This is a genomic window from Acidovorax sp. (genome assembly GCF_027492855.1).
In the GTDB taxonomy this organism is placed as follows: domain Bacteria; phylum Pseudomonadota; class Gammaproteobacteria; order Burkholderiales; family Burkholderiaceae_C; genus Acidovorax.
On record NZ_JAPUDY010000046.1, the window covers coordinates 38,452 to 50,784 of the forward strand.

The following is a 12,333-nucleotide window of genomic DNA, read 5'->3' on the forward strand; positions in this document are numbered from 1 at the left end:
TGGGGCCGCGCTAATCGCCGATAGGCTTGAGCCATGAATCCACAGACACGCAGCTTGTTGATCGAACGGGTGATTGACTCATTGGCCTTGTTGGCGCCCGGCTCTGTATTCGAGCAGTTCTCGGTTGTGCTCGTCGAGAAGATGCGCGACATTAAGCTTGTCCCACGCGGCTTGAACGTGGCCGGCAGCCCGGTCGGCGGGGTGCTCGATGCGGTGTCGGAGGACGGTCGCATTGTGGTAGAGGCTTCCATCAACAAATCCTATTTCACAGGCGCTATGGACAAAGCCTGGGACGATCTAGGCCACACGCTGGCGTTGGCTCCGCATGTCAGCGATATCTATCTTCTGAGCTCTCAGCGTGCTCAAACCGGGGTGATTGAGGATGCAGTCAACACTGCGCAGTCTCAGGGGCGCATGGTTGGGCGAACGCTGCACTTGATGGACAGCCGAGCCATCGCCGAGACGATCATTGACACGTTGATGTTTCGCGATGACGCCATCGACGATCTTTCACAGTATCTGCACGTGCTCGCAGATATCCGCGACGACCATCCTGCCTCATTGGTCGCGCCGCAACTGGATAGGCGCTACGTACCCAATAAGGCGGTCGATTCCGAACTGGACCGTCGTTTACAGGTGGCGGTGTGCCTGGAGATTTGCGGTATTGGTGGTATTGGCAAGTCGCTGGCGGCAGCCGCATGTCTGCGCCGAAACCAAGCGAAGTTTCATTACAGCTTCTGGGTGCGCGGGCGTGAGATCAACAGTATCGAGCACCTCTCATCCGTGCCGGTGCGACGTGGCGGAGCGGAGCGCAACGTCACGGCCTTTCTGAAAAGGGACAGTACGCTGTTGGTGATTGATGATGCCGCGGCGAACCTGGACGCGGAACAGCTGTCAGGGTTGTGCGGTCCAGGATCCAGAATTGTGGTGACCCGACAAAACGCATCAGTGACGGCTTTCGTGATGCCCACAATGGATGTGGATCAAGCCCGCGCATTGCTTGTCCGAGAAGTGCCCTCGCTTCCTGCTGAAGAAGAGTTTCAAAAAATCTGGGGTGCGGTTGGCGGGCATCCGCAGAGCCTTGCATTGCTCAATACGGCTGCGAGACAGGGAATATCGTGGAAAGAGCTTGCCCAAGACTGCGTGAATGTCGCCAGATGGCCGGTTGGTGATGCCCGCCTTGCGGATCAAATTCTCGGCCGACTGAGAGCCGTGCTCGAGGATGAGCTTTGCGTCTTCCAATGGGCTGGCCATAGTCATTGTGATCGCGAATTCTTGAAGCATGTGCTGGGTCCGGTACAGCTGAAGTCTTTTGAGCGACATGGACTGACTGCGCCAGAAAGCGCGGCTTCGATCCGCGTCCACGATATCGTCTTTAAGTCACTCCAATCGTTGAATTGGTTGAGCGATCAGAAGTCACAGCAGATCGATACTGCCCTTGAAAATTTCATCCTCCAGCAGATCCGGACCGATGGCCACGGTCTTCAGTTAATTGCCTCTCAGCTCCGGCAGAAGATCTTCGGCAATGTCACCGAGGGCGACAGACGTCCTGCGTTCCTGTACGCGCTGGCGATGGTCTGGACCGGTAACGAGAAAGCGATCAATCTGCTGCCTGATCCGTTGTCGGAGTCAAGCCGCTTGCGGACATTACGCGCTGCAGACCATGCCGTGTCCATCCTGGTCGTTCTGGAAACCATCGAGACGAACGCTCGCTACCTGCGGCAAACCCAAAGTTCCAAGGCTGTCAGGACCTATCTTGCGCGGGTGCTTCCTGCCTTTTGGGATCTTGCTGCGATGGAGGGGCTGAGTGCACGCCAAAGCGCAGAAATAAAGCATCACCGAGCGAAGGCCTTGCGCACATTGGGCAGCCGTTCTGAGGCGAGAACGCTCTTTGCCGAGGTGATCGATAGTTACCCGCTCAACGACGCAAAGCTTCAGTTCGTGCGGTCACTGGAAGATGGCGCAGACGAAAGGACTATCTCGCAGAAGTACTCATTGGACATCATTGCCGACAAGCTTGCATGCAAGGACGTCTCACCCTCGCTGTGGATGGCTTTGGGGGACACGCTCAATGGTGCGCGCAAGACCTGGGCGGGGGAGCTGATGCAAGAGCATGAGGAGCTATTTTTAGCAGAGGCGCTGTACAGTGCTGCGATCGGTATTCCACAGGGCTACCACTCGGTTGCGAACTTTGTGCGGGCACTGGTCTGGCACGCGCCGGAGCGCGTTGCAGACGTGCTGGCGCGCTTGCCAGAGCCATCGCCCTGGATGCTCAACGACGATCAATGCCGGGGAGGCTATGCGGAGGTCATGCTGATGGCGTCTGGCGTGAGCGCCGCGACCAAGGCGATGTATCTCAATCGCGCGCTGGAGGCCTATGAAGAGCTCAAGGCTCCCGACCCGTTTCACAAGCGCAAATGGGGAGAGACGCTTCACCAGCTTGGTCGCGACACGGAGGCTGAGGCGATGCTGGAGACCATTGAGGATAGCGACGGCAGGCTTTGGGTCGCCCATAGCCTTTCTCAGGTCAAGCTTGAATTGAGCAAGAACGAAGCAGGGAAGTTGGTTGCGGCGCTAGCGCTCGCCGAAGAAGCCGTGGTTGGCGCGGTCGGCAAGGACGAGAAGTACCGTTCCAGCTTTTTGCTGCAGCTCGCGAAAGTGAAGATTGCGCTTGGCGAAGACCCTTCAACGGAGATTGCGCAGGGTTACAGCTTCACGGACCACCAGGGCCTTCATGAGCAGTTCCGCGTTCTAAGCCAGCAATATGCCGAGGTCGCTTCCGCGCGCCAGTCCGGAGCCGACGACATCTCTACGAAGGCGTAGTTCGCATATGTTTTGCAGCGGGTCTTGAGGAGTACACCGTCGGCTTGGCGTTTCTGGTCGATGACCCTGTCTAAGGCGTTCATGGCTCATCAATTGGGCCGCGAAGGAGCCGATCTCAGCACAAGTAGGCGCACGGACTGTAGAGGAAGTCGCAGATGCGCCAAGCGCCGCGGCCAGTGCATTTGCAGTCCCACTGCGGTGGGCCCATGAAGTACCGACCGGCGTGCCGCGCTACATCTATGACCCGGAGGTCGTTGAAGCGGTGGCAATCTGCGAAAGCGCTTCTGCCATCTTCGCTTGACGCCAGTACTGCCGGCCAGCCTCAGCTTGCGCATTCGCATGTCTTCAAGCATGCGTTGGCGCAGCGGCGAGAGGGGTTGGGTCGAAGGGATCATGATCGTGCTCCTGTCGAAGAACGAGGCCGATTGACTCGCTCGCCAACATAGAAAGGGGCGCGATGTGTACTTTGCGTCAGGGCCTTCGCGGTGCGCTACCGCGCGAGCGGTTTAGTCCTTAGGCTGAACGCGGACGCTCGACAGAGGCTGCTTTGTGGCAGCTCACTTGGTTGCACACCGACTCAAATTGGATCGAGAAAGAATTCACAAGGCGGCTCGAAATTTCCGCGGGCGTTCACAGCTTAATCAAGCGCCGTTCTCGGTGCACTCAAATTCATGGCAGGGTGGCTGGTGCAAGCCCCACAGAGGCACTTGCAAGCGCGCTGCCGTTAGGCGCAATCGGTGCCTTCTTGCAATGCCAAGCTGACTGGCGATGTGTTGCAAAAGACGCAAAACACTCGTCCGTGGCTCTTGAAAGCTTGCGCAACCCCGCTTCTCCTGCTGTACTTCGCCAAAACCAAGAAGCACCAAGTTTCATGAGGGAGTGAAGATGCCGCCAAGAGCAAAAAGGGAGAACGCGGAGCGTGTCCACAAGATACTGGGCATCGTGCGTCGCAAGAACGGCGCGACGATGCAGGAGCTTATGGACGAGCTTGAGGTTTCGATGTCTACGCTGAAGCGTGACATTGACGTCCTGAGGGACCGCCTTGGCTGTCCGATCAGCTTCGACCGGGACGTGAACAAGTGGGTCATTGGTGACCTTCAAGGCAGCAAGCGATTTGAGTTGCCAGGCCTGTGGTTCAACGCCAGCGAGATCTACGCACTTTTGGCGATGCAGCACCTGATAACGGGAGTTCAACCGGGCTTGCTCGAGCCGCATCTCCAGCCTCTGAAAGACAAGCTGGAGGTGCTGCTGGGCGAGTCGCCGGCCACGGCTAAAGACATCGAGAAGCGCATCAAGCTCATCCACTTCGCAGGTAGGCGCGTCGAGGTTAAGAACTTCGAGCAGTTGACGCAGGCGGTGCTTGAGCGCAAGAGGGTCAGCCTGCGCTACTACCACCGGGACAAGAACGAAGTGAATGATCGTGAGGTTTCGCCCATACGGCTGGTCCATTACAGGGAGAACTGGCTGCTGGACGCATGGTGCCACTGGCGCAAAGAGCTTCGCTCCTTCGCCCTGGACGCGATCCAGCATGTGGAGCTCACCGATATACCTGCCAAAGAGGTGGCCAAGGAGGTCTTGGCGGAGCACTTCCAGAGTGGCTACGGCATCTATGCGGGCAAGGCCGACAAATGGGCGGTGCTCAAGTTCAGCAAGACCAGAGCGCAATACGTGTCGCTCGAGCGCTGGCACACGCAGCAGGCCAGCACATGGCTAGATGATGGCAGCTACCAGCTCGAAGTACCGTACTCCAAGGACCAGGAGCTGGTGATGGACATCCTACGGTTCGGCACGGATGTGGAAGTCTTGGCTCCGCCGGAACTGCGCCAGCGGGTTCGGGATCAGTTGCGCGCCGCAGCAAAGATCTACAAGTGAGGCCATATGGCTAGCTCATTCCGTGAACTGGGGGCACTGGAAAATTGGTCTCACGCCTGCAGTTGGAGTGGGCATGGAGTAACACGATGCAGATCAATTTTGCCCACCTCCGGCAGCCAGCGGTCAGCGGCGGCTGGGTCAATTTCGCAGTCTTCGACGCCCGGTCGAGCAGCGGCACCACGAGCGCCAACGGCGAGCTCCTGGCGCAACTGACCGCCAAGGCGCGCGCGAACAACCTGCGGGTGGACCAGGCGGCTCTGGCCTACAGCTCCGGCGGCCGTACCCAGTTTTTCGGCAGCAGGCACCTGGTGGACTTCCTGTCCCGCAGCGGACTGCCACGCTGGACCCACACCCTCAACGTCTAAGGAAATCCAAATGGCTAAGAATGCACCTGTTGGAGACAACGCTCGCCGTGGCGCCGTGCGCGACCGCTCGCAGACCCACAATCCCGTCACAGACACCTGGGTGAAGCGCGATACCGACACCGGCCGCTTCATGGACCAGAAGAAGGACGGTACGCCCTTCAAAGGCGTGCGCAAGGAGCACGGCAAGTAAGCGGTGCTGCCTTTTAAGGGCGGGGGCGTAATGCCCAACCTCTTGTCGCATGCTGATGTGCCGTTGAGGGCTTGCCTCACAGCGCAGCTCGCGCTGGGAATCTTCCGTTCGGCGCCACCCCCTATGGACGACGCCGAGCACCCTTAACAGAATGGTTGAAAAAGGGGAGAGGATATGCAGAACCGAGGCTCAGGGCGCCTTTACGCCGCGACTGATTTGGTCAATTTCCTCGAGTGCGAGCACATCACGTCGCTTGACTTGCGTCATCTCGAACATCCACTGCCGCTGGCGGATGTGGATGAGTCGACTCAGCTCATTCAGCAGAAGGGCTATGAGCACGAAGACGCCTACGTGCAGCACTTAAGAGATCAGAGGCTGGCGGTCGTCGACATCGCCGACGGCAACACGGCGCTTGAGACTAAGGTGGCAGCAACCATCGACGCCATGCAGGCTGGGGTCGATGTCATCTTTCAGGCCACCTTGCTTCAGGGAAACCTCGCCGGTTTCGCTGACTTCTTGATCAAGGTGCCAAACCCTTCGAACCTGGGCGACTACAGTTACGAGGTCTCCGACACAAAGCTCTCGCGTACGCCCAAGGCCAAGTTCCTGGTGCAGCTGTCGTTTTATTCGAAGCTGCTGGCAGTAGTGCAAGGCGTGGCACCTCAGTCGATGCATGTCATCCTGGGTGACCGGACGCGCAAAACCTATCGTTGTGCCGACTACGCGCATTACTTCGAGGTCTTGCTGGCGCGCTTTCTGATGCGCATGGAGGAGGGGCACAGGGAGACCTACCCGGAGCCCTGCAATCACTGCGATGTGTGCCGCTGGAGTCATCGTTGCAAGGCGCAGTGGTTGGAGGATGACCACCTCAATCAGGTAGCCAATATCGCCCGTGGCCAGATACAGAAGCTCCGGGCGGCGGGCGTTGACACGATGGCCAAGCTGGCTGGGCTGCAGCCTGGTGCGCAGGTGGCAAAATTTCCTGCAGCGACGCTGGAGAAACTGCGCGCACAGGCGAGCCTTCAGGTCGAGGCCAGGAGCACCGGCAAGGGCCGAGTGGTGCTCCTGCCGGAGGAACTGGGGCGAGGTCTGCGTCGAATGCCAAAGCCAAGCCCGGGCGACATGTTTTTCGACATGGAAGGCGACCCGCTGGAAGAGGGTGGCTTGGAGTACCTGTTCGGTCTCTACTTGAGCGATGAAGGCAAGTGGGTCTTCAAGGGCTTCTGGGCTCACAGCCGTCAGGAAGAGCGAGTCGCTTTCGAACGCTTCGTCGACTTCGTGGTGGCTCGACTGAAGGATTTTCCCGATGCGCACGTCTACCACTATGCAAAGTACGAGGAGACGGCACTCAAGAAGCTGATGACGTTTCACGCGACACGCGAAGCCGAGGTTGATAACTGGCTGCGCCGCGGCGTGCTTGTTGACCTCTACCAAGTGGTGCGTGAAGGCATCATGGTCTCCGAGCCTCGCTACTCAATCAAGAACATCGAGCATTTCTATCTTGAAGCACGCGAGGGCGACGTCACCAATGCCGGCGCCAGCATCGTCTGGTACGAGCGCTGGAAGGAGACCGGCGATCAAGCCCTGTTGGACGCCATCGAGAAGTACAACGAAGACGACGTTCGATCCACGCAGGAGCTCAGGGACTGGCTCCTGACGCTGCGGCCTGGTGCGATGCCGTGGGCTGCGGCTCCGGTGTTGAATGGAGGCGCTGCCGCTTCGTCTTCATCGCAGCCCTTGAGTGATGCCGAGGCTCGTCTGGTTCCGTATCGGGCGGCCTTGGTTGAGCCGTTGCCCGAAGATCGGCTCACCTGGACGGCTGACCAGTCTGCCCGGGAGCTGACCTACCAGCTGCTCGACTTCCACCGACGCGCTGACAAGCCAGCGTACTGGGCCATGTTTGCACGCATGGAGATGAGCGAAGACGAGCTGATGGAGGACCCCGAGTGCCTGGCTAGACTCCGAGTTGACCCGAGCAATCCCCCGTTCAAGGACAAGCGTTCAGTCATCTACACCTACACGTACCCCGTCCAGGAGACCAAGCTTCGTGACGGTAGCAGCGTCACCCGAGCGGACAACGCGAATGCGCTCGGCGACATTCGGATGGATGTCGAAGCCAAGCTTATCCAATTCAAGGTTGGTCCGTCCAAGGAGGCTCCGCCGCCTCACTTGAGTCTTGGCCCGGGCAAGCCAATCTCGACGGCAGTCATCCAGGATGCGCTCTTCAGGTTCGCCGACACCCTTGTCAGTGGTGACCATCGGTACTCAGCTCTGGAGAGTGTGCTTAGCCGAGATGTGCCGTTGATTGCAAACAAGACCCCTGAAGCTCCCATGATCGAAGGAGCCGCGACTGTCGAGGCCTGTTCTGCGGTGGTGTTGAACATGCAGGACAGCTACCTGTTCATCCAGGGACCGCCCGGCGCCGGTAAGACCTACACGGGATCGCACGTTATCGTGGCATTGCTGGCTGCCGGCAAGCGGGTGGGCGTCACGTCGAACTCCCATCGACCCATCAATCACCTGCTCGAGAAGGTGGTCGAGGTGGCGAAGGAGCAGGGCGTGTCCTTCAAAGGCGTCAAGAAGTCCACCAAAGGAGAAGACTCGGAGTACCCGGGCGACGGCATCGAGAACGTCTACGACAATGATGAGGCATTCTCGTGCGGTGCGAACCTTGTTGCAGGCACTGCTTGGCTGTTCGCTCGACCGAGCGCTGACCAGTATCTGGACTACCTTTTCGTTGATGAGGCAGGGCAGGTGTCCCTGGCCAATCTGATTGCCGTGGGTACCAGTTCGCGCAACCTAGTACTGCTGGGCGACCAGATGCAGCTTTCTCAGCCGACCCAGGGTGTCCATCCTGGACGCTCAGGAGACTCTTCGTTGGACTACCTGCTGGATGGCGTGGCGACGATTGCACCCAACCGCGGTATCTTTCTGGAGACAACCTGGCGGATGCATCCCGAGGTGTGCTCCTTCATCTCGGATGCGGTTTACGACTCGCGTCTGGAACCGCAGGCGAACAACGTGAAGCGTGTGCTCGTCCTGCATGACGATGCGCTGCCGCTGCTCAAGCCTGCGGGAATTGTTTTTGCGCCGATCGACCACTCGGGGTGCTCTCAGCAGAGCCAGGAGGAGGCTCTGCTGATCAAGCAGCTCTATGAGGACCTATTGCGCCAGCGCTACACGGCCAACGACGGATCGGTTCGCCCAATGAAGGCTGAAAACATCCTCGTAGTAGCTCCGTACAACATGCAGGTGAACCTGCTGCGTGAGACGCTCCCAGCAGATGCGCGCGTTGGAACGGTGGACAAATTCCAGGGGCAAGAAGCCGAGGTGGTGCTCATCTCCATGACGACCTCCAGCGAGGCAGAGCTGCCTCGTTTCATGGAGTTCCTGTTCAGCAAGAACCGGCTCAACGTGGCCGTTTCTCGCGCCAAGTCACTGGCTGTCCTCGTGGCCAATCCAGCACTCACTTCCATCAAGTGCACGAGCCCTGCCCAGATGGGCTTGGTCAACACGCTTTGCTGGATTGCTTCGGTGGGGAGGGCGGCCGCTTCAGCTATATCGTGCAATCGCCACAATTTTCTTGACCGCGTGGACATTGGTGAGTAATTTCGAGTGGCGTTAGGGCATTGCTCCAGCGCCCTTTTATCGGTGGTGCGAAGGAGTGATGTGTTGTTTCAAGCTGCGCTTAGGCACCGTGCTTTGCTAGTCGCCGTCGGCCTCATGTCGGTCGGTATCTCTATGGTCCATGCCGAACCTGATGCTAGGTATCTGGTGGAGCGACCAGTAAAGCGTCTCGCACTCATCATCGCCAATTGGGATTATTCAAGCGGCAGGCTGGAAGGCACTGACGTAGACCAAACAACCTTTGCCGAACAGCTCAAAGAATTTGGCTTTGAGGTCGACACGATCTCAAACTTCCGCACCCAGGATGAACTGGTTAACGGAGGGCTGAACAAGTTCCTAAATAAGATCAAAGAGGCGGACTTCGCGCTCATCTACTACAGCGGACACGGACTGTCGTTTGGGAGCGAGAACTTCCCTGTCCCCACCAAGCTTCCTGGGACTTTACGCGAGAGTGATCTATCGAAGTATTTCGTCTCCATCGAAGAGTTTCATCGGAAGTTGGCGGAACAAAATCCGGGCATCAGCATGGTGATTCTCGATGCTTGCCGCACGTACACGGGCCCCAAGATTGAGAAGTCTGATGGCAGCGAGAAGGAGCTACCGAAGGGGCTTATCAAACCGTCAATGCGGATGACGACCAACATGGCGCTCATTTATGCTGCGGAGCCTGGACAGACAGCGACTGTCAAGGGTAAGCAGAGCATCTTCACGGAGGCTCTCGTCGAATCATTGAAATCCGGCTTGAATGAGTACAACGAGGTCAAGCGCGACGTAAACAGCCGGGTTCTAGAAAAATCTGGCGAGAAGCAACTGCCTTGGTATAACGAATCGCCAACAGCAATGATCTGGTTCCGAGATTCAGAAGAATCCAGGCGCGCTGCGAAGACAGCGTGGCTCAATGCTGTAACGCGAGGAACGATCGATGATGTGAAGCGCTTCCTCAGGATGTTTCCTTCAAGCGCCTACTCGATAGCCGCGCGTGAGTGGCTTAGAGACAACCCCGAAGGAACCGCAGTCGCTACAAGCAAAGTGCCTCCGACATTTGCCGCACTTGCGTGGGAAGGTTCGACAACACGTATTGCCTATTCGGACGTCAGTGCTCACTACAGTTTCGCGAACACAGTGGCCCTTGCCAAGGTTGGTGGCGACTTCTCAGTCGACGCCATGCAAAAGCCGACTCGCGACCAGATCGCCAACACCATGGTGGCTAGCTCAGCTCTCGTGACCAACAGGCCGATCAACGTTCGATCTCAGCCATCTTCCTCCGGAAAAGTTCTTGCGACGTTGCCAAGAGGCGCACTGTTGAGGTTTAGTGGTACCACAACAGACGCATCAGGGCAGGCTTGGCTTGAGGCGCGAGTTCGTTCCGTTGATGGCCCAGTCTATGTAGAGCCACCGCCAGCATTCAAGGCCATTTCAACGGCATCAATTGGTGTGCCCCTTGTGGAGGGGCTGATAAGTCCTAATCCTGAGACCAACTCGGTCCTCGTCAGGGAGATAGATGTGTACAAGTTGATCGCGTCAGCAGGAGATGGCTACCAGAGCATTTCCTGGGCGTCTATTGAATCCGGAGCGGTGGTTTGCAAGGGCGACGGCGGTCAATGTCATCAAGCCGAAGATTTGCGTTCGTTAAGGGCGCTCCACGCAGAATCGTTACTTGTTCAGGCTGGCGTAGACAGGAAAAAGATCACCTCGGTATCCGATGCGAGCGGCGTGCCTGCCGGAATGGTTCGGATTCGATTTTTCAGATAGCCATGAAAAAAGACTCGTGCATCCTTATTGTCGCCACGCTATCGGTCGCCCTGGGGTTACCCGTCCAAGCCCAAACCGAACTGCCATTGCCTGCGGCGCTTAGAGGCCGGGATCTGCCCGAAGACTATATCGCAGCGGTCAAGCGATATCAGCAAGGGCTGAGCTACAAGATCACAGGCGGCGAGCCCGTACCTCCAAACTCACATCCGTGGCAGGTCTCACTCGGTGTTTCTTGGGTGCCTGATCAGAAGGAAGCCCACTTCTGCGGCGGCTCTATCGTGAATGAAAAGTGGATCGTCACGGCCGCCCATTGCGTGCGGGGCCTCTTGACCGAAGACTATCTGATAGTCGTAGGCACGACGGTATTGAATAACACGAGCCCCCGGTATGCGGGAACAAGGATCATCGTCCACCCTCAATACGACCAAGGCAACAACGACAACGACATAGCTCTCGTGGAGTTGAAGGAGCCGTTAAAGCTTGGCGGCATTGTGAAGTCGATCGCTGTGGTTGGAACCGAAGCAGAAGAATCGGCGCTCGTGCAGGGGAAGACGCTTCGGGTAACGGGCTGGGGCTCCGACGGAAAGGACAAGTCAAAGACGACGGTTCTTAACTACATCGACGTGCCGTACGTTTCCAGAGACTCGTGCAACGAATTCAGCGCCTACAACAAGGCCGTCACAGAACGAATGCTTTGCGCCGGTTCACCCCCCAAGATCAAGAATGAGAAGCTCTGGCTCGATGCTTGTCAGGGTGACAGTGGAGGCCCGTTGACTGCATCAATCAACTCCGTCAAGCCGGTACTTGTGGGTATCGTCAGCTGGGGCAAAGGGTGTGGCCTTCCCAACAAGTTTGGCGTGTATTCCAGAGTCTCTTCATTTACCCCTTGGCTCGCAGCTTGTATGAGTGGCGGGTCGGGCTGCTGAGCAGCATCAAATAAATTAATCAGGAGGAATCATGAAAATCGCTTTCGTGCTGTTCATTTCTTTGACGCTGTGCGGCTGTACAACGTACAGGCCAATCCCCACGGATGCGGAGCATAGACCCTTTCGTTCCTATGTCACGAATGAGATGCAGGAAGATAAAAAGTCGACGTACGATATTTCCCACGCGACACGGGCGCTTTCGGCATATATGGCGGTGACCATTGGAGCCCTGCGTGATCGCGCAAACCGCTCCTGGGACACATCTGATTTGACTACCGTTGGTGGCACTGCTGCTGTCCTGGGTGGGGTCGCGGACAAGACCGGCCTACTCAACTCAGGACTATTTCTGGCCGGAGTGGGGCTGTCAACGAGCAATCGGTTCAAGCAGGAACAGCAGGTCGACTTGTCGCTGGCGACTTTCAATCGCCTGAGTTGCATGCACGGACGGCTGGGAATGCTTACTCCCGATGCATTGCGGCTTGCCCGCACCTCTGGAGATCAAGGTGCAATAGATGCGATCTCTTCGGCGCCTGAAGACGTTATCAGAAACGTGGAGTACGTGCAGCACACCCACCTGAGTGGGTTTTATTCGCTAAGGGCGAGTACCCCATCTAAGACCGACCTCGTCGACTACTTCGGGCGCTACAACGCTGTGCAAACCGCTGCGGCAGCGGCCGGCGCTAGTGTTCGGACTGCCAAATCTCCAGAGAGCGAAGCTGCGGCAAAGCTGCTCCGTACTTTGGCCGTTGAGCTTGAAGCGTGCGCAAAGCTAAGTTAA

At 57.7% G+C, this 12,333-nt stretch carries 8 protein-coding genes; all 8 read left to right on the plus strand.

Going from position 1 to position 12,333, the window contains the following annotated elements:
• The first annotated feature begins 33 nt into the window (after window positions 1-33).
• The 8 genes from Q0105_RS08575 (at window position 34) to Q0105_RS08610 (ending at window position 12,333) form a co-directional block, all read left to right on the plus strand.
• Window positions 34-2,823 carry a hypothetical protein gene (locus Q0105_RS08575; protein ID WP_298210766.1) on the plus strand — a complete coding sequence of 930 codons (2,790 nt, stop codon included), beginning with the start codon at window positions 34-36 and terminating at the stop codon, window positions 2,821-2,823.
• An 885-nt stretch (window positions 2,824-3,708) separates the two neighbouring features.
• Window positions 3,709-4,695 (plus strand): YafY family protein, encoded by a 987-nt coding sequence (locus Q0105_RS08580; protein WP_298210768.1) that lies wholly within the window; start codon window positions 3,709-3,711, stop codon window positions 4,693-4,695.
• A gap of 86 nt (window positions 4,696-4,781) precedes the next feature.
• Window positions 4,782-5,060, plus strand: a complete 279-nt coding sequence (locus tag Q0105_RS08585; RefSeq protein ID WP_298210770.1) for a hypothetical protein — start codon at window positions 4,782-4,784, stop codon at window positions 5,058-5,060.
• Window positions 5,061-5,070: 10 nt separating this feature from the next.
• Complete coding sequence (locus Q0105_RS08590; RefSeq protein WP_298210772.1) at window positions 5,071-5,250, plus strand: hypothetical protein; 180 nt, start codon at window positions 5,071-5,073, stop codon at window positions 5,248-5,250.
• A 174-nt stretch (window positions 5,251-5,424) separates the two neighbouring features.
• Window positions 5,425-8,859: a TM0106 family RecB-like putative nuclease gene (locus Q0105_RS08595; protein ID WP_298210774.1), complete on the plus strand. Its 3,435-nt coding sequence runs from the start codon at window positions 5,425-5,427 to the stop codon at window positions 8,857-8,859.
• Window positions 8,860-8,973: 114 nt separating this feature from the next.
• Window positions 8,974-10,629, plus strand: coding sequence for a caspase family protein (locus tag Q0105_RS08600; RefSeq protein WP_298210776.1), 1,656 nt, complete (start codon window positions 8,974-8,976; stop codon window positions 10,627-10,629).
• Between the two features lie 2 nt (window positions 10,630-10,631).
• On the plus strand, window positions 10,632-11,555 hold the full coding sequence (locus Q0105_RS08605) for a serine protease (protein WP_298210778.1): 924 nt from the start codon (window positions 10,632-10,634) through the stop codon (window positions 11,553-11,555).
• 31 nt (window positions 11,556-11,586) lie between these two features.
• Window positions 11,587-12,333, plus strand: a complete 747-nt coding sequence (locus tag Q0105_RS08610; RefSeq protein ID WP_298210780.1) for a hypothetical protein — start codon at window positions 11,587-11,589, stop codon at window positions 12,331-12,333.